Annotated in this window: 16 protein-coding genes; 9 read left to right on the top strand and 7 right to left on the bottom strand. The window is 43.8% G+C overall.

Annotated features, from left to right (window positions below):
* Positions 1-72 precede the first annotated feature (72 nt).
* The 5 genes from PCAR9_RS07755 to PCAR9_RS07735 all read left to right on the top strand — a co-directional run bounded on the left by PCAR9_RS07755 (position 73) and on the right by PCAR9_RS07735 (position 6,688).
* Entirely contained in the window at positions 73-1,680 is a 1,608-nt protein-coding gene (locus PCAR9_RS07755) for a carboxyl transferase domain-containing protein (RefSeq protein WP_179983104.1), read from the top strand.
* Positions 1,681-1,691: 11 nt separating this feature from the next.
* Positions 1,692-2,492 (top strand): enoyl-CoA hydratase/isomerase family protein, encoded by an 801-nt coding sequence (locus PCAR9_RS07750; protein WP_179983103.1) that lies wholly within the window; start codon positions 1,692-1,694, stop codon positions 2,490-2,492.
* A complete protein-coding gene (locus PCAR9_RS07745; protein ID WP_179983102.1) occupies positions 2,482-4,488 on the top strand; it encodes an acetyl-CoA carboxylase biotin carboxylase subunit in 2,007 nt (668 codons plus the stop codon). Before PCAR9_RS07750 ends, PCAR9_RS07745 begins: the two co-directional genes overlap by 11 nt.
* Before the next feature lies 1 nt (position 4,489).
* On the top strand, positions 4,490-5,389 hold the full coding sequence (locus PCAR9_RS07740) for a hydroxymethylglutaryl-CoA lyase (RefSeq protein ID WP_179983101.1): 900 nt from the start codon (positions 4,490-4,492) through the stop codon (positions 5,387-5,389).
* A 285-nt stretch (positions 5,390-5,674) separates the two neighbouring features.
* Complete coding sequence (locus PCAR9_RS07735; RefSeq protein ID WP_179983100.1) at positions 5,675-6,688, top strand: transposase; 1,014 nt, start codon at positions 5,675-5,677, stop codon at positions 6,686-6,688.
* Here the strand turns inward: PCAR9_RS07735 and PCAR9_RS07730 are convergent.
* Both PCAR9_RS07730 and PCAR9_RS07725 read right to left on the bottom strand, forming a co-directional pair.
* Entirely contained in the window at positions 6,657-7,811 is a 1,155-nt protein-coding gene (locus PCAR9_RS07730) for an MFS transporter (protein ID WP_179983099.1), read from the bottom strand. The genes PCAR9_RS07735 and PCAR9_RS07730 overlap by 32 nt on opposite strands.
* 75 nt (positions 7,812-7,886) lie before the next feature.
* A complete protein-coding gene (locus tag PCAR9_RS07725; RefSeq protein WP_179983098.1) occupies positions 7,887-8,420 on the bottom strand; it encodes an SRPBCC family protein in 534 nt (177 codons plus the stop codon).
* Positions 8,421-9,039: 619 nt separating this feature from the next.
* On the opposite strand from PCAR9_RS07725, the gene glgC reads away from it, so the two are divergent.
* Positions 9,040-10,326 (top strand): glucose-1-phosphate adenylyltransferase, encoded by a 1,287-nt coding sequence (glgC, locus tag PCAR9_RS07720; protein WP_179983097.1) that lies wholly within the window; start codon positions 9,040-9,042, stop codon positions 10,324-10,326.
* Between the two features lie 119 nt (positions 10,327-10,445).
* Here glgC and PCAR9_RS07715 read toward each other — a convergent pair whose 3' ends face one another.
* Positions 10,446-11,258, bottom strand: coding sequence for an alpha/beta fold hydrolase (locus tag PCAR9_RS07715; protein WP_179983096.1), 813 nt, complete (start codon positions 11,256-11,258; stop codon positions 10,446-10,448).
* A gap of 71 nt (positions 11,259-11,329) precedes the next feature.
* On the bottom strand, positions 11,330-12,652 hold the full coding sequence (locus tag PCAR9_RS07710; protein ID WP_179983095.1) for a spinster family MFS transporter: 1,323 nt from the start codon (positions 12,650-12,652) through the stop codon (positions 11,330-11,332).
* A gap of 169 nt (positions 12,653-12,821) precedes the next feature.
* On the opposite strand from PCAR9_RS07710, the gene PCAR9_RS07705 reads away from it, so the two are divergent.
* Entirely contained in the window at positions 12,822-13,637 is an 816-nt protein-coding gene (locus tag PCAR9_RS07705) for an acyl-CoA thioesterase (protein WP_179983094.1), read from the top strand.
* 37 nt (positions 13,638-13,674) lie between these two features.
* Here PCAR9_RS07705 and PCAR9_RS07700 read toward each other — a convergent pair whose 3' ends face one another.
* Positions 13,675-14,520, bottom strand: coding sequence for an HDOD domain-containing protein (locus PCAR9_RS07700; RefSeq protein ID WP_179983093.1), 846 nt, complete (start codon positions 14,518-14,520; stop codon positions 13,675-13,677).
* Positions 14,521-15,011: 491 nt separating this feature from the next.
* On the opposite strand from PCAR9_RS07700, the gene PCAR9_RS07695 reads away from it, so the two are divergent.
* Positions 15,012-16,310, top strand: coding sequence for a glycosyltransferase (locus tag PCAR9_RS07695; RefSeq protein ID WP_179983092.1), 1,299 nt, complete (start codon positions 15,012-15,014; stop codon positions 16,308-16,310).
* A 19-nt stretch (positions 16,311-16,329) separates the two neighbouring features.
* Here the strand turns inward: PCAR9_RS07695 and PCAR9_RS07690 are convergent, their stop codons facing one another.
* Complete coding sequence (locus tag PCAR9_RS07690; RefSeq protein WP_179983091.1) at positions 16,330-16,722, bottom strand: SufE family protein; 393 nt, start codon at positions 16,720-16,722, stop codon at positions 16,330-16,332.
* A 16-nt stretch (positions 16,723-16,738) separates the two neighbouring features.
* Positions 16,739-17,134 carry a DUF2750 domain-containing protein gene (locus tag PCAR9_RS07685; RefSeq protein ID WP_179983090.1) on the bottom strand — a complete coding sequence of 132 codons (396 nt, stop codon included), beginning with the start codon at positions 17,132-17,134 and terminating at the stop codon, positions 16,739-16,741.
* A 375-nt stretch (positions 17,135-17,509) separates the two neighbouring features.
* Between PCAR9_RS07685 and PCAR9_RS07680 the strand changes: the two genes are divergently transcribed.
* Positions 17,510-18,196 (top strand): biliverdin-producing heme oxygenase, encoded by a 687-nt coding sequence (locus tag PCAR9_RS07680; RefSeq protein WP_179983089.1) that lies wholly within the window; start codon positions 17,510-17,512, stop codon positions 18,194-18,196.
* Positions 18,197-18,284 lie beyond the last annotated feature (88 nt).

The raw sequence follows: 18,284 nt of genomic DNA, 5'->3' as shown, positions 1-18,284 counted from the left end.
GTCTCGCTAATCATATTGCTAACTAGTGGTTAATGCGACAGCCGTCGCATACGCCCAACACAAGGAGGGGTCATGCCCGTTCTTCGCTCAAGTATAAATACGAAGTCCGAAACATTTATCGCAAACGCCCAGCACATGCAGGCTCAGGTAAATGATTTAGTCGAAAAAATAGAACAAATTTGTCAAGGTGGTGGAGAAAAAGCAGCCGAACGCCACATTTCGCGAGGGAAACTACTACCACGTGACAGAATAAACGCCCTCATCGATCCGGATACTCCATTTCTCGAAATAGGCCAGTTAGCAGCCTGGGAAGTATATGAAGACTATGTGCCCTGTGCAGGGGTTGTTGCCGGTATCGGTATTGTTGCTGGCATCGAGTGCATGATTGTAGCTAATGATGCCACTGTCAAAGGCGGGACTTACTACCCTCTAACTGTTAAAAAGCACCTTCGAGCTCAAACCATCGCAGAGCAAAATAACTTACCTTGTATTTATCTTGTGGATTCAGGTGGTGCTAACTTACCGCGCCAAGATGATGTATTCCCCGACAGAGATCACTTCGGCCGCATATTCTTCAATCAGGCGAATATGTCTGCAAAGAATATCCCACAAATTGCGGTAGTTATGGGCTCCTGTACAGCAGGTGGCGCTTATGTTCCTGCTATGGCTGATGAAAGTATTATCGTTAAAGAGCAGGCGACTATTTTCTTAGGTGGGCCACCTCTTGTTAAAGCAGCAACAGGTGAAGTGGTAACTGCAGAAGAACTTGGTGGCGGAGACGTTCACACTCGTATTTCAGGGGTTGCTGATCAGTTAGCCAACAATGACCATCATGCACTTTCTCTAGCCCGAAATGCTATATCAAGGTTAAACCGAAAGAAACCTCAAGACTTAGACGTTGCTGCGGTGAAACCTCCACGCTACGACACAAAAGAGATATATGGCATCGTGCCTGCCGATAGTCGTCAGACTTATGACGTGAGGGAAATTATTGCTCGAATCGTTGATGATTCAGATTTCGATGAATTCAAACCCCTTTATGGCACTACCCTTGTTTGTGGGTTTGCTCGCATATTCGGTTTCCCTGTCGGCATTGTTGCGAACAACGGCATACTTTTCGGTGAAAGTGCGCTCAAAGGTGCTCATTTCGTCGAGCTTTGCGCAATGCGAAAAATTCCCCTCGTGTTTTTGCAAAACATCACCGGATTTATGGTTGGTAAGCAATACGAACATGGCGGGATCGCAAAACACGGTGCCAAAATGGTAACCGCTGTAGCGTGCGCGAATGTACCAAAACTCACTGTGCTTATCGGCGGAAGTTTTGGTGCAGGTAACTACGGCATGTGCGGCAGAGCCTATGACCCACGCTTTCTTTTCATGTGGCCAAATGCTCGCATCTCTGTGATGGGCGGTGAGCAAGCAGCAGGTGTTCTCGCACAGGTAAAACGCGACCAAAAAGAGCGTTCTGGCGAATCTTGGAGCGCAGAAGAAGAGAAAGCATTCAAACAACCCGTTGTTGATACCTACGAAAAGCAAGGACATCCATACTATGCATCTGCAAGGCTTTGGGACGATGGCGTTATTGACCCGGCGGATACGCGATTAGTGCTTGGGCTATCGCTGTCAGCGACTCTCAACAAGCCTATCGAAGACACCCAATTTGGCATATTTAGAATGTAGGAGTTCGGGTTATGGAACAATCAGTTATTTACAGCGTAGATGATAGAAATATTGCCACTGTTACTTTAAACAGAGCTGAAAAACACAATGCTTTCAACGATGAAATGATAATCGAGCTGACTCGTTTGTTTAAAAAAGCGGGCGAAGACGAAAACGTGCGTGCGCTTATTTTAAGAGCGGAAGGTAAAAGTTTTAGCGCAGGCGCCGATCTTAACTGGATGAAAAAAATGGCCAGTTATACCGAAGCGCAAAATGAAAGTGACGCTTTTGCATTAGCAACCATGCTGCAGACGCTTTATAAAATGCCAAAGCCCACAATAGCGAGAGTACAAGGTGCAGCTTTTGGAGGCGCAGTTGGTTTAATTGCCTGTTGCGATATTGCTATTGGAAGCAAGCTTAGCAAGTTTTGCTTAAGCGAAGTTAAAATAGGCCTTATCCCAGCGACTATCAGCCCCTACGTTGTTGAAGCAATGGGCGCACGAGTGTGCCGACGATACTTCCAGACCGCTGAAGTGTTTTCTGCGCGTAGAGCACGACGACTAGGTTTATTAAGCGAATCAGTTACCGAAGATGAGCTAGATAGCACTATAGATGACATTGTATCAAACATACTGAAAAACGGCCCTCAAGCAGTGGCGAAAGCAAAAGACTTGGTGCAATGGGTGTCTACGCAAGAGATTAACGATGCCCTTCTCACAAAAACGAGCAAGCTTATTGCACAAGTTAGAACTTCTGATGAAGGTCAAGAAGGTTTGTCAGCCTTTTTAGAAAAGCGCAGTGCGTCATGGGTGGAGGTACAAAATGATAAATAAATTACTAATCGCAAACCGTGGCGAAATAGCCTGCCGCGTTATAAAGACAGCCAACGCACAAGGTATAAAAACCGTAGCTGTTTATTCAGACGCGGATGAGAATGCACTTCATGTACAAATGGCTGACGAAGCAGTTTATCTAGGGCCATCTCCGTCAAAAGAAAGTTACTTACGTGGTGAACTCATTATTGAGAAATCGAAAGAGCTGGGTGTAGATGCTATCCACCCGGGTTACGGCTTTCTCTCTGAAAATGCTGAATTTGCAAATCTGTGCGCAGAAAACAATATTATCTTTGTAGGTCCACCCGCATCTGCAATAGAAGCGATGGGTTCCAAATCTGCCGCGAAGCACATCATGGAAAAAGCAGGCGTTCCATTGGTTCCAGGCTATCATGGCGACGAACAAAGTGAAGCAGTGTTGAAAGGCGCTGCCGATGAGATGGGCTATCCAGTGCTTTTAAAAGCCGCAGCTGGTGGCGGCGGTAAAGGCATGCGCCAAGTGTGGAGCGAGAAAGAGTTTTCTCAGGCTTTAAACGCCGCTAAACGTGAATCTATGGCCAGCTTTGGTGACGACCATATGCTGGTTGAAAAGTACCTAACCCGTCCTCGTCATGTTGAAATACAAGTCTTCTGTGACACCCATGGTAACGGTGTATATCTTTTCGAGCGTGATTGTTCGGTGCAACGCCGTCACCAAAAAATTATTGAAGAAGCGCCAGCGCCTAATATGTCTCAGTCAGTGAGAGAAAAAATGGGCGAAGCGGCGATACTGGCGGCGAAAGCAATTAATTACGTAGGTGCAGGAACTGTAGAGTTCTTACTTGATGAAGACGATTCATTTTACTTTATGGAAATGAATACGCGCTTGCAGGTTGAACACCCTGTTACAGAAATGATTACCCGGGAAGATTTGGTTCACTGGCAATTAACTATTGCTGAAGGTAAGCCCCTACCTAAGCAACAAAAGGAACTTACTCTAACAGGACACGCATTCGAAGCACGTATTTATGCTGAAGATCCGAACAACGAGTTTCTACCTTCCACCGGCACGCTGTGCCTGTTGCGCACACCAAAAGAAAATGACGTAGTCCGTGTTGATACTGGCGTTGTGGAAGGCGATGAGGTAAGCGTTTTCTATGACCCTATGATTGCCAAGCTTGTAGTTTGGGGAGAGAACCGTGAGATAGCCCTTAAGCGCCTAATTAGTGCGTTGGGCGATTACTATATTGACGGTGTAAGCACAAATATTGACTTCCTAAAGCGCGTCGCTACCCACCCGGCATTCGGTGCTGCTGAGTTGACAACTACATTTGTTGAAAAGCATAACGATTCGTTGTTTAACCGTATAGCTAGCGAAGACACCCATTCTAATATTCCAGCGATGGCGTTACTTTCCCTATTAAATAGAAAAATTACCTTGAGTAATCGCACACCTGAAGTATGGTCCACTGCAGGTGCGTGGCGGCCTAATGGAAATCACCAAGAAACCCTAACGTTGATTTGCGGCCAAGAAGAGGTCCGCGTTGATGTGAAACATCTACTACACGGGAGTCAGCCTGTTTGGGAGCTAACGGTAGCTAACGAAAGCTTCGAAGTAAAAGGAAAAATCATAGAAAGCACGCTGAAAGCGACAATCAATGGATACAAATCGACGTTTTCGTTTTCAGAAAATGATGGCGTGTTTACTCTTTTTAACAAAGACACCCATGCTAAATTTAGTGTAGTTTCACCCTCGTTAGGTGATCATAACAGTGATGGTGATGATGCCAATTTAAGTGCTCCTATGAATGGAACAATAGTTGCGCATTTAGTTGAAAAAGATCAGCAGGTTAAGAAAGGTGATCCAATTTTAGTCATGGAAGCGATGAAGATGGAGCATAGTATCATTGCCCCACACGACGGCTCAGTAGAAGAGTTCTTCTTCAAACCTGGTGAACTAGTTGATGGCGGGGCCACGCTATTGGCATTTTCGACCAAAGAAGCTGCCGAGGTTTAATATGACGTTTCCTAAAGAAGTAAGCATTGTCGAAGTCGGCCCTCGAGACGGCCTTCAAAATGAAAAGCAGACTTTAAGGGTTGAGCAAAAGGTAGAGCTTATAAAGCTTCTATCAGAAACTGGCCTAAACCGCATTGAGGCGGGTAGCTTTGTTTCGCCCAAATGGGTGCCTCAAATGGCGAATTCAGGTGAGGTTATTAAAGCGCTAAATTCGAAGGCGAATATTCGTTATTCTGCGTTGACCCCCAACCTTAAGGGGCTAGAAGCGGCTATAGAATCGGGAGTGAAAGAGGTTGCAGTATTTGGTGCAGCATCTGAGTCTTTTTCACAAAAGAATATCAACTGCTCAATAAGCGAAAGCTTAAAGCGTTTCGAAGCGCTGTTTGAACTAGCCAATCACAATAATATAAAAGTCAGAGGTTATGTCTCGTGCGTAATGGGCTGTCCCTATGAGGGTGATATCTTACCTAAAGCTGTAACACAGGTCAGTAAGGAGCTGATTGATATGGGATGTTACGAGGTTTCACTAGGCGATACTATTGGGGTGGGCACTCCAAAAGCGACTAGTGTAATGCTTGATGATGTACTAAAAGAGATCGATGTCAGCAAAATTGCAGCTCACTTTCATGATACTTATGGGCAGGCATTAGTTAATTTATATACGGCTCTAGGATATGGTGTTTCTACCATAGATTCGGCTGTTGCAGGACTAGGAGGTTGCCCTTATGCCAAAGGGGCCAGCGGTAACGTAGCGACTGAAGATGTCCTGTATATGTTGAATGGCATGGACATTTCCACAGGAGTGAACATGAATAAGCTGCTTGTAGCCTCATCGTATATTTCTGACGTATTGGGTCGCTCGCCTGTATCGAAATCAGCCAACGCGCTTTTGGGTAGATAGCTTTTGGTTACGGGTCCATGATTTCATGTATCCGTTTTATGAAGACACCCACCCTAAATATTAAGAATATTTTTAAGATGGGTGTCTCTACAAGCTTTCGCTCTATACCAAGCTCTGAAGAATGGATGTCTCTAGTAGCTGCAGCCTCTTTAGGATGGGTGTCTTTGTAAGCTATCCCCCGTTATCGACGTGTGACGATAAAAACCACTCTTTTGTTCAGGTCACAGAACAGCGCCTCCGATGGTAAGGTCTGCTCAAGTAATATAACCTTGCTGGATGAAAAAAGTGGCGCAAAGCAGAAAATCTCTCATTAGCCTTCAAGACACTCCTTACTATCACTGCATATCTCGCTGTGTAAGGCGCAGTTATCTGTGTGGATACGATCGAAACAATAACGTTAGTTATGAACATAGAAAATCATGGGTAGAGAAAAGGCTTCTATTTTTAAGTAAAGTTTTCTCTATAGACATTTGTGCTTATGCAGTAATGAGCAACCACGTTCATGTTGTTCTATGCGTAAATAAAAGCGCTGCGCTTTCGTGGCCGACAGAAACTGTCTTACAGCAGTGGCATAAAATGCACAAAGGCACCCTCCTCACTCAAAAATATATGAAGGGCGAATTACTTAGAGATAGTGAATTAGATGCAGTTAAAGCTACAGCTGAAGTTTATAGAAAACGTCTCTTTGATATCAGTTGGTTTATGAGGAACTTAAATGAGTTTATTGCAAGAAAAGCCAACGAAGAGGATAACTGTACCGGCAGATTTTGGGAGGGGCGTTTTCGTTCACAGGCTTTATTGACTGAAAAGGCTCTACTTTCCTGTATGGCTTATGTCGATTTAAACCCAATTCGTGCAAAGGCTGCAACAAACATACAGAACTCGTATCACACTAGTATACATACCAGGCTAGCTTCAAACGCATTGAATAACAAACCGATTAAAGGGCTAATGCCTTTTAAAAGTCAAAGGATAAGTAAGAACCACCGCTGCTTAAATTTCACCCTCAATAACTATTGTGAGCTTCTCGATGACTCTATTAAGTTACTCACTGATAATAATAAAGAAGCCGCAACACACGAAAGTGATGACGACATAAAGCTAATCGGCCTCGGCAAACCTCATTGGCTCAAAGTCATCAATGATTTTGAGAGCACTTTTTCTTTTGCTGCTGGAGACACAGCATCCATGCAGAAATTCAAAGAACGTACTCATAGAAAGCGAATGGCCAAACAGAAAGCAGCATCGCTCTGCTTCGACCTTAAATCTACTTCTCAGAAGGTAGAATTACAGTCATAACAACTGCCACCAAAAGTACTAATGCCATAATATAAACTACTGAAAATGGTAAAACAGGGGTTAGCGCAGCGTAGAGAGCGCCAAATGCTAATAAAATTACTCCTATCGCGGTATTAGAAAAACCGACTAACTCAGTTCGCTCATGCCCATCTTTAACGTCTAAACTATATGTTTTTCTCCCCGTCCTTACTCCTGTATGAGCAATTGAAAGCAAAAAGAATAGAAATGCCGATGTGACAACAGAGGAGGACTGCAAGTAAAGAAGCCCTCCACATGAACACAGTGCTAGCAAACCAGATAACCGTAGCGTTAATTTTGCACTTTTATCAGCAAGCCTCCCCCAAATAATCGAAGATAAAAGCGCAGCCGCAGCCTCAGCACCTATATAAATTGGTAGCAACTCTTGCGCGTCACCATTTTTTTCAATCATGAAATAGGGAGCAACGAGCGCCGAATGCACGAAAAGCCCCCTTACCAGAATAAATTTATAAACAGTAGAATCAAAGTTGATACTAAACGTTTTCTCTTTGTCGCTACCGGTGTCCACACTTGTCTTGATGGGCCACACACATACCAAGGTCAAAACAAAGGAGAGTAAACTTCCACCTAAAACTAGCAGAAGTACGTTTGAAGAAAGGTTGTCATTTAAAATAACCAAAGGTATTGAAATTACGAGCGTAACCACCCCAGAAATAGTAGAGGCCGACCCTATCAGATTGCCGCGTTTTCCTTTTTCAGCGACATCTGCTTCCATATCTTTCACAGTTAACGAGCACGCCGAACGACCTAAACTTAGAAATATAAGAGAGGCTAGGAGCAAAGCGCCTGCTGTGAAGCTAGAAAAGAATATGACCGAAAATAGCATACCGACTACAGCAAATGCCTGTATTGCCATACCAATGCGCCAAACTATATGCCGTTGCGTGTGTTTTCGAAGATAGACGCTGATAAAAACTTGGGGAAGAAGCGCCCCTGATTCTCTGATAGGAACTAACCACCCCACCATCCAAAGTGGGGCACCAACGCTTAGAAGTACCGCCGTCAAGGTGGTCTTAGCTGATATTAATAGGTCGGCTAACTTATTAAGTGAAAGGCCGGCAATAAGGAGATTTTTTTCTTTCATGGACGATGCCACGTACCGTAAACCAATCTGATGTTTACGGCACTTTTATATTTTCAGATCAAAACGTCGGGCATATCAACTGTTGTTTTCGACCAGCACCTTAAGGTTTTCAAGGCCCATTTCGAAATCTGGGCCAATCATACTATCCATCATCAACGCGAAGTATTTGTTTACTGGATTATTGTCGACAGAACCTTCATCCCTCCAGGTTACTATAGAACCGTCGACTGTAGATTTTATTTCGACCACACCCGATGAGCCCATGTCGAAATCAGGAAAATATAAACGATAGAGAACTCGTTTGTTGTGTTCTAATTGCGTGATTTCCATCTCGCCATTCCCTTCCGTTTCACTTATCCATTCCGAACGCATCCCAATAGCCCTATCTGGACCAGAATAATCAAGCTTCATGTTTGGATCGCGTTTAAACCACACTCCCCACTTCTGCCATTCTTTTAGATCAACGACATACGGATATATCTCAGAAGGTTCGGCGTCTATGCTAACTTTCCTTTCCACACTGTACTCATTTGGAATAAAAAAGCTTGTAATTACAAACAATAGAATTACAACACCAACTACCACTAAAACTTTCTTTAATGCTCCCATCTGAGACTCCACAAAAAAACAGTTATTCAAATATAACATCTAATTAACAATTGTCACTTTAAGTCGTATGTAACGCTTTTCCGAAATTGCCGTTATATAGACACCCAACCAGCTATTTTTAACGGAGTTAAAGGCGCTTCGGCGTACAGGTACCTTTTATGTGTTCGTAATTTTAGATGGGTGTCTTTCTAGCTCCTTCTAACACTCTCCTACCCCGTCTTTCACCTTGTGATAGTGGATACCTCAACTATGCTTTATGAGTATGAATCTTACGATGGGTGTCTTGCTAAACCCTTCTTTCTTATCCCTTAGGAAAGAAGGTCGATGTTACGATGGGTGTCTTGTTTAGATACTTATAGTATAAGTTTGATGTTACGGTGGGTGTCTTGCTTAGAACCATCGTCAAGCAACAAAATATTTAAAAATTTAACCATTTCATCACAAAGCAAGAAAATCACGCTGTTATTATAAATTATCTTGTGTAATATGGGTTTAGGTTATCAGTAAAGCCTGTTCTGTCGGGCCTTTCATGCATAGCGCAATCAATCGCAACACCTCGTTTTCTTTTTATATTTCTATCGATACACAGTTGTCGCTTTTTTACAGGAGTTTTTAGGAAATGGCAGATCAAAGTTCTCGTTACATCAGTAACCTTACCCGCGATACATATGCGCTTATTTTAGCTGGGGGGAAAGGTTCAAGACTACACGAGCTCACTACTTGGCGAGCCAAACCGGCGCTTTATTTCGGCGGTAAATTTAGAATCATCGACTTTCCCCTATCAAATTGTGTTAACTCAGGCATTCGAAGAATTGGCGTAGTGACACAGTACAAGTCTCACTCCTTAATTCGCCACTTGGTCAGAGGATGGGGGCACTTCAAGAAAGAACTTGGCGAATCAGTTGAAATTCTTCCCGCGTCTCAACGGTTTTCCGACAGTTGGTATGAAGGCACCGCCGATGCTGTTTTTCAAAATATCGACATCATTCGTGATGAGCTGCCCAAATACGTTATGATCCTATCAGGTGACCATATCTATCGTATGGACTACGGTGATTTGCTCGCTAAGCACAAAGAGTCTGGTGCGAAAATGACCGTGTCATGTATGTCAGTGCCTCTAGAAGAAGCAGCAGGTGCGTTTGGTGTAATGTCCGTAGATGAAAACTACCGTATCAATGGTTTTGAAGAAAAACCTGCCAACCCTACCCCGCTTCCGAACGACCCCACGCGCTGCCTAGCCTCTATGGGCAACTATGTATTCGACACCGAGTTTTTGTTTGAGCAACTGCGAGTAGACTCTGAAAATATGGGTTCTCAGCGTGATTTTGGTAAAGACATTATTCCATCGATAATAGCTGACCACCCGGTATATGCTTACCCATTTGAGCAAAGTGGCGGTGACAACGCTTATTGGCGTGATGTAGGTACAATTGATTCGTTCTGGGAAGCCAATATGGAGATGGTTGCACCTGTACCTCAGCTTAATCTATACGATAGAAAATGGCCTATTTGGACTTATCAGGAACAATTACCACCTGCCAAGTTTGTATGGGAAGACCACGACAGACGAGGTGAAGCTATTAACTCTGTTGTATCCGGTGGCTGTATAATCTCTGGCTCTACCCTTCGTTCTTCTATTTGTTTTTCTAACGTAAGGGTGCATTCATACGGTCTTATTGAAGATGCCGTCATCCTTCCAGACGTTGAAATTAAACGCCATTGTAAGTTGAAAAAGGTGATTATTGATCGCGGCTGCGTTGTACCGGAAGGAACGACCATTGGTTACGATCACGAACAGGATAAAGCACGAGGCTTCCGTGTATCAGAAAAAGGTGTGGTACTTGTAACACGTGAAATGCTTGGACAGCCAGTGGGTGGGTTAAGCGCCTCGAGCAAACAGAATTAATAAAGGTTTTAAAAGCCTACAAGATTGGTTTTGGCGTTGCACGCCAAAATCAATCTCAGGCCAGCTAGCCTTAAATTAACTTAGCTAAATCTATTTGTTCAACAAGCCAACCCTGCCGTTCAATTCGCCTCATTGTTCCACCTTGTAAGGGTTTGCTCAATGAAGCTCGCTACTGCTTCAGGATGCTCTAACGGGAACATATGCCCCCCATCTAATACCGCATGTTCAATTGCATTATGCTTCATCAGTCGCGAGTACATTTCGGGCTTACATACATTGCTGCTGCTACCCGTCGCCAATACTGCAGGGCACTTTAGCTTTCCTTTGTATTTCCCGAGGTTATGAGGCACGTTGCGAAATAAATCAGCTTCCACGTCAGCCCGAAATGTTAGTGAGATATTGTCTCCCTTACTCTCTGTAACAGACTTCACATAGTCACGTACGCATCGTTTATCCATATCTCTAAACAGTGCTTTGCCATGAAAGTACGCAACCATATCAGTATTGCTTGGCCAACGTGTATTACGCGTTTGCGCAAGTTTTGCAGGCGTTAGTTTATTAATTAAAGGTGTATGTTTCGCAAACTTAAAGAAGTAACTCAGTGGGCCAACTACTAGCGGTGGGTCGAATAAAATAACGCCCCTAAATAGCTCAGGCGCCTCACACGCCGCCATGTAGGTAATTACGGCTCCAAACGAATGCCCTATACCGTAAACACCGCGCGGATCTTTGTTTTCTTTCTTAATATGTTTAATGAGTTCGTGAACCTGATTGCGCCAGTTGCCATTTACGGGAAGCTGAGGGTCGTGCCCGAATCGCTCAACGTGCAAACGGTTAAAGTGGCTGGGTAACGCCGAAAACATTGCGTTATAGCTTCCTGCAGGAAACCCGTTTGCATGGGCAAAATGAAAACTCAACTCTGACGAGGACACCTATACACTCCTTCACATTCAAACAATAAAGGGGCCTATAATCAGCCCCTTACCATGAAAGGTCGATAATACTACAAGCCCCTAGCTTCTGCCATTTCCCAATCTTTTACAATTTTAGTACTTGTCCATAAGAACACTGCAATTGAAATGGCGTAAGGAACTACTAGGTAAATCAAAGCTTGCCTTAGCGCTTCAGTCTCGCCTAAGGACGGCACCAGCGCTTGGCTTATAATACCGGTAAGTGTAGGTCCACCGCCTAATGCGATTATATTTAAAACAAAGAAGAAGAGTGCCGTCGACATTGCCCTTACGTTTATTGGCGCAAGGGTTTGTGCCATTGCAAAACTAGGTCCTAAGTAAGAGCCACTTGTAAATAACAGCAGCGCCATAAGCCCAACCGACAACCACAAGTCTTGAACTTGTAAAGATGCATAGAAGGCAGGCACACCGATAATAAGCGCGATAGCTGGCAACAATGCATAAGCTTTCTTATTGTGCTTGCCCCATCTGTCAGCTATATAGCCACCTAACCACACGCCCAATGCGTATGCAGTACCGTTGATGATGCCAAATACAATAAGAAGTTGTGTAATATCTAGCCCTGCAAATGCTCGCACGTAGTAATCAATGACCCATGTCGATATTGCATAGTTGCCGAACGATCCAAATGAAATACCTAACGCCATTCCCCACCACGTGGGTATTTTTAGCAGCATTTTCAGTGAAGATTTAACACTTGGCTTATTCGCGTCATCTGCACTTGGCGTAGAAACTGTTCTAGCGGGCTCTTTTACCGTCAACTTCAGCAGAATAGCCAGTATTACTCCTGGTATACCCACGCTGTACATTACCGTACGCCAGTCAGCAGATCCGCCTTGTAGAAAGAACGCTGATGCAAAAAACGCCAGCATTACACCAAATGGAATGCCTAAAGAATAAATGGCCAGAGCTCCAGCGCGTTTTTCTTTAGGGAAAAGGTCAGAAATAATGCTGTGCGATGGTGGGCTGCCCCCAGCCTCTCCAATACCTACACCAATGCGAGCAATAGCAAGTTGCATATAGTTAGCTGCCAGGCCAGATGCTGCAGTAAAGCCACTCCAGAGCGTTAATGATATTGCGATGATATTTACTCGGCTATAACGGTCTGCAAGCCACGCAATTGGGATACCCATTACGGTATAAAGTAGCGCAAAGTAGATGCCTTTAAGCCATCCCAACTGGGCGTCATCTAACCCCAGATCGGCTTTGATAAAGGGCGATAATATTCCGATAATTTGCCTATCTATAAAGTTAAAGGCATACACTAAGGTTAATATGAACAGAACGTAATTGCGGTAACTTCTAGATGTTCCAGCTTGGTTAGCGGGAATACCTTCAACGTGCGTATGGGCCATAACAGTCCTTTTGAGTGACGATAACCCAGTCTACGCATCTGGTAAAAAAATAAACAACTAATTGTTACTTATTTGTTAACATAACGAAAATTTCTAACTCAGGCTTTTCGTTCCACAGCGCTTAATGTACGATGACACCCACTTAACTCATCAGACCAGACAAGCCAATATGACAGTAGATGAATTGCTCAATATTCCCCAATTATCACAAACATCGGAAAATACCTGGAAAGTTGACGGGCTAGTCATTCCGAAAACCTGGGGTCAAGGACGAACGGCGTTTGGCGGCATCTCTGCCGGCATGCTATATACCGCTGTGAAGCAGCAGGTAACTGATAATCGCGTATTACGCTCTTTTACTACTAACTTTGTTGGCCCTTTATCCCTCGAAGCCCCTTTTTCTATCGAAGTTACCCTATTAAGAACGGGAAAAAATGTCTCCCAATATACTGCGCATGCCACTCAAGACGGCAAAAGCTGCGTTTTTTCCCAAGCTTGCTTTGGGGTTGCTAGAGAATCTGGTATTAAGGTAGAGAATACCGAAAAACATGATATGCCTTTGCCTAATAAGGCGAAATTTATCCCACAAATACCTAAAGTTACACCAAAGTTTTTACGTTACTTTGACTTAGCCATTGAAGATGGCGGCATTCCTTTTACGCGCAGGAAAACAAGCCACTACCACGGTTTCATGCGTTTTAAACAAGCTCCTGCTGCCATAACTGATGCACACATTATTACCATGATTGATGCCTGGCCGCCTACGCTATTGCAAATGATGAAATTGCCGGCACCGGCTAGCACGGTTAGCTGGAATTTAGAATTTATCCACCCGCATAAGCCAGTAAGCCCTACCGATTGGTTCGGCTATAAAGCCCATACCAGACAGGCAGCTGACGGTTACGGTCATACGGAAGCGACGATTTGGGATAAAGATAACGAAGTCATAGCAATTAGCAGACAAACCGTAGCGGTTTTTGATTAACCGCCACGGCATTAGCTAAGAATAAAGGAGTGTAGCTTTAATAGAGCATAAACGCGTTAGGATTAAACAAGGAAATAACCGAAATACATTGGAGGTTAGTTATATCTAGCGCGTCTTCCAAATCGTCGCGATTAAGCGATAACGCCTCGTGCATCTCAGGTTTTAAATTGTGATAGCTTGGATAAATTTCTGGATTTACGTTATCTAGCGCCAGCACGTAAGAGAGCTGTAGGATTTTATCTTCTACATTTGTCTCCACGTCTTCGCCTTTGTGAATAGTGGCAATTGGCGAGTAAATTGAACTAGGGATATCCCATTTTTCGATCAGTCTTGCCGACAAGTCTGCGTAAGTAAACCCTAATACGCCAAATTGAAGCTCTGCGGGACTTACCCGTGCATTAAATGCCTGACAGCGGGTTGCCGACTCGGGCATAAGCGAAACGGTAACTAGCTCTCCAATATTGTGAAGCAGCCCAGAAACGAAAAGTCTTTCGGGCTCTCTGATATTACGCATATCGGCAAAATACTTGGCTAATAACCCGCAAGAAACGCTTTGTTCCCAGAACTTGTCTAAGTCTATTGCTTGTCCATTTACTTCACTAAATGCCTGACTTACACCATAGGCCAATGCTAAGTCGTAGGTTGAGCGGGTCCCCACAACCTGGATAGCACGTGTTATCGTGTCAATTTTATTGGGAAAACGATAGAGTGCTGAGTTTGCCACTCTGAGTAGCTGGGTAGCCAAGGACGGGTCGAAAGCAATGATATCGCCAATATCGTCAATGCTTGAAGCTTCATCATCCATACAAGCTTTAAGTCTCGTTACCGAGTCTGGTAAAACAAAGAGGTCTTCCGCTTTCGAAACTAATTCATCTAAATTCATTCGTGCACTCTCTTCAATGCAATCTTTGACATTGTTGTGTTCAAGGCACCTCCATTCGCCATGAGCTTCATTAAGGTATAGGCGTTAAAACTAAAGAGGTCAATTAACATCACCTAGTAAAAAAGTATGATTTCTTTATTAATCAGAAAGTTAAAAAACTCTTAGAAGAGTAATTATTAATTGATGTTCCTATATAAGTATAGGCTGTTTTTCCAACCCTGAGCATTATCAATTTTGGTAATACCCTAGACTACAAGACACCTCTGTAGTTCCTCGAACATGCCGGAAAGTCGCGTATTATAACGGGCCGCTTGTTTTTACAAACCTAAAATTCTTTTTCAAAGAAAAACTTAGGGTAATTACCTATAAGAATTAGAATTTCTAAGGCAGAGCCCCTTTAATTAATGACGTGAGTAGTTTTGTGATAGCATTTGCCGCAAAATAACCGTGCAGTTCAGGCACATTTTTAAATAAGAGTTGTAACCCATACCATGTTAAATGTTGTTGTAGTCGGCTATGTGTGGCCCGAGCCAAATTCCTCAGCAGCGGGGCAGAATATGCTCTCTATTATCGAGCGTTGCTTAGCCGCTAACTTCAACGTGACATTTTTAACAGCTGCCACCGATAGCGAGCACAAAGCCGATCTTTTAACAATGGGGGTAAATGTTCAGCCTGTGGCACTAAACTGCAGTTCATTTAATGCTCTTATTGCAGAGATTGCCCCAGACGTGGTTATTTTTGATCGCTACATGACTGAAGAACAGTTTTCCTGGCGAGTAAAAGAAGTTTGCCCGAATGCACTTAGAGTACTTAATACCGAAGATTTACACAGCCTTCGCCAAGCAAGACATGAAGCTGTAAAAAAGCATGGCGACGCAAGCCTAGCACATTTACATAGCGAACTGGCCCAAAGAGAAATTGCTTCAATTATTCGAAGCGATCTAACCTTGATTATCTCAAAAAAAGAAATGGTCTTATTGACTGAACACTACGGTGTACCTTCAGCGCAACTTCAGTATCATCCTCTTGTAGTTGGACGTTCTATTAGTTCTCCCCCACCTTTTGAGCAGCGCTCGCATTTTATCCATATTGGTAACTTTCGCCATGCGCCGAATTGGGATGCGGTTTTGCAGTTAAAGCAGCATCTGTGGCCTTCTATAAAAAAAGCATTACCCCATGCTGAATTGCATATTTACGGCGCTTACCCACCTAAGAAAGCAACGCAACTTCACAACGAAAAACAAGGCTTTCTAGTGAAAGGCTGGGCGAACGATGTTGAGTCTGTAATGATGAATGCTAGAGCCCTTATTGCTCCCTTACGATTCGGCGCGGGGATAAAAGGAAAATTACTTGATGCGATGCGCTGCGGCACGCCTAGTATCACGACTTGGATTGGCGCAGAAGGTATTGCTGAAGATAGCCTTGATGTAAACAGCGACATTAGCGCAAAAGTTGAAAACGAGGGTGAAAATTTGCAGTTTGCACAGTGGCCTGGTGCTCTATGCGATGCTGATACTTCTAATGCGGCGGTTATTCAAAACTACGTCGAAAGGGCCGTAGCGCTCTATGAAGACGAGAAGGTATGGAGTTTAGCCAATAAACATACGGTTAGTTTGATAAACGAATTTAAACAGCAGCAGCCAGAGGTGCCGCTTATTGAAAGAATAAGTGAGTTAAAAGAAGGGCTGAATAAACATAGAGATGCGCTGTTTATGCAAAGTATGTTGTGGCATCAAACGCTTGCAGCAAGTAAATATATGAGCCAGTGGATTGAAGCAAAGAACAAGTAGAGGGGCGAGAGGAAAGCGCCTATACGCCCTTCAACTTTGCTATCACTGACTTTATTCCGTTGCCTCGCGACTGACTTAGATATCGCTCTAACTGGCATCGAGACAAGTAACTTTCGAAGTCAAAATTTTCACGCTGTGCTTCGGACAAGGTATTGGCTTTTTCAAGTAATACAGCAAGTACTCCCCGAATTACCTTACTTGGCGAGTACGCCATTATGCCGCCTTGTTCCTTTAAATATGCCATCCACACAGGGCTTTCACACCCTTCAACTGCTGTGTCTGATGTGCGTTCATCTAAAGGGAGTGGCGTTAAAGATTTACCCGCTAACATAAGTGTGCGAGTGAAATCATCCCACCCTTTTGAAGCGGCAAGCGATGAAGCTAAAGGAAGCAAAGTTTCATCCGAATTCATCTGCTATAAACCCAGACTAATTACCGTTTAGTTCGGCAGCTAAATCTTCTGCAGTCATAACTAAGTTTTCAACGTCACTTGTTGTTGGAAACATAACCAGTTCCACACCATTTTTTGTAAGACCAGGTAACCAAGTTTCTGTAAATTCAGCCAATTCAACACTTACGCATTGGCCTTCTATTTCATTTATGTCTACGAACTTTTGCGCCAAGTCGCGATGTGGGAATACGGGTAATTGAACGCTCTCGCCGCCTTCGAACATAACAAAGCCTTCACTGCCCTGTATCATCCATATTTCTTTTGCTTTCGCTACATAGCTAACAACAAGCTCTTGTCGCTCTTCAGCGCTTAGCTTCATCGCTTGCTCAATGACCGCATCGCTCAACTTGTCTGCAATTGTTTCTGGAAACACGTTTATTCACCTATCTCAAAATTTGGGGCAAGTATACCCGCACCAGCAAAAGGCGCAATGCAATAGTCACCAAAACCTCCCTTACAAAGACACCCATGCTAAAGCAGCATAACCATCCTTACAAAGACACCCACGCTAAAAGCAGCCCCCCCCTTACAAAGACACCCACGCTAAAGCAGCATAACCATCCTTACAAAGACACCCACGCTAAAAGCCCCCCCTTACAAAGACACCCATGCTAAAAGCAGCAAGCAATCTCGTTCATTTGAAATTATCTAGCTTTCCTTCAATTCACTACCAGTTACAGAGACACCCATGCTAAAGTAAAGCCCACCGACAATGACTACAAAGCAACAACGCCAAGATACTTAAACCATGCGCAACCTTTTCACTGCTCTTAAACAAGACACCCATGCAAACCACGATATTTTGGAAAACACCTTCCCATTTTCTATTTATCACAAAGACAGTTTGTTCGATGAAAAGGCATACCTCGCTATTTTGAAAATCATGAGTATGTTCCACCAAGCCTCAGCAAACGCTGTTCAACAAGCTGAATTTGAAGTTCCTGCCCTTGCAGCAGTTGCTTCGATGATAAACAGTGGCGTAATTCAAGATGCGCTAAATCGAGACATTATTGCGCTTACCAGAGATTCACTTACCGAAGACACCCACGCTACAGGTACATACACAGACCAGGCTTACAAAGACACCCACCACAACAAACCATCTATGCCATACAGCAGCTCGCCCACCAGCCAAGCTATTTCAGCTATATACGTATGGCTAGGGTCATCGATGGGAGCGAATATCATTGTTCGTAGGCTAAATGCCATGGAGCGCGATATTCCTACAAACTATTACCAAGCAATGGCTGGATGTGCGAAAGCATGGGTGTCATTCAAACAAGAAGTCGAAAAGCTACTCCCTGAACTCGATTTAGAAAATGAAAGCTTTGTTGCAGATGCAGTTAAAGATGCGAATGCATGGTTTGAATATTTGATTTCATTAGCTGATGCTGAAATGCACAACAACACTAGTCAGGCGGTTGAGATTAGCTAGCATAGCGCTGTTAAGAACAAAGGCGATTTCCGCCATAGGCAGAAATCCCGCGGTAATTCGCCTTAATCACATTCCCCGCCATCACCTG

It is taken from the genome of Alteromonas macleodii (assembly GCF_903772925.1).
GTDB lineage: Bacteria > Pseudomonadota > Gammaproteobacteria > Enterobacterales > Alteromonadaceae > Alteromonas > Alteromonas macleodii_A.
The sequence above is the reverse complement of the archived record's forward strand: the minus strand, read 5'-3'. Positions and strand labels throughout refer to the sequence as shown.

Excerpts from the sequence above, each read along its gene's own strand:
- PCAR9_RS07755 (WP_179983104.1), top strand. The coding sequence starts at position 73 with ATGCCCGTTCTTCGCTCAAGTATAAATACGAAGTCCGAAACATTTATC.
- PCAR9_RS07750 (WP_179983103.1), top strand. The coding sequence starts at position 1,692 with ATGGAACAATCAGTTATTTACAGCGTAGATGATAGAAATATTGCCACT.
- PCAR9_RS07745 (WP_179983102.1), top strand. The coding sequence starts at position 2,482 with ATGATAAATAAATTACTAATCGCAAACCGTGGCGAAATAGCCTGCCGC.
- PCAR9_RS07740 (WP_179983101.1), top strand. The coding sequence starts at position 4,490 with ATGACGTTTCCTAAAGAAGTAAGCATTGTCGAAGTCGGCCCTCGAGAC.
- PCAR9_RS07730 (WP_179983099.1), bottom strand. The coding sequence starts at position 7,811 with ATGAAAGAAAAAAATCTCCTTATTGCCGGCCTTTCACTTAATAAGTTA.
- PCAR9_RS07725 (WP_179983098.1), bottom strand. The coding sequence starts at position 8,420 with ATGGGAGCATTAAAGAAAGTTTTAGTGGTAGTTGGTGTTGTAATTCTA.
- glgC (WP_179983097.1), top strand. The coding sequence starts at position 9,040 with ATGGCAGATCAAAGTTCTCGTTACATCAGTAACCTTACCCGCGATACA.
- PCAR9_RS07710 (WP_179983095.1), bottom strand. The coding sequence starts at position 12,652 with ATGGCCCATACGCACGTTGAAGGTATTCCCGCTAACCAAGCTGGAACA.
- PCAR9_RS07705 (WP_179983094.1), top strand. The coding sequence starts at position 12,822 with ATGACAGTAGATGAATTGCTCAATATTCCCCAATTATCACAAACATCG.
- PCAR9_RS07700 (WP_179983093.1), bottom strand. The coding sequence starts at position 14,520 with ATGAATTTAGATGAATTAGTTTCGAAAGCGGAAGACCTCTTTGTTTTA.
- PCAR9_RS07695 (WP_179983092.1), top strand. The coding sequence starts at position 15,012 with ATGTTAAATGTTGTTGTAGTCGGCTATGTGTGGCCCGAGCCAAATTCC.
- PCAR9_RS07690 (WP_179983091.1), bottom strand. The coding sequence starts at position 16,722 with ATGAATTCGGATGAAACTTTGCTTCCTTTAGCTTCATCGCTTGCCGCT.
- PCAR9_RS07680 (WP_179983089.1), top strand. The coding sequence starts at position 17,510 with ATGCGCAACCTTTTCACTGCTCTTAAACAAGACACCCATGCAAACCAC.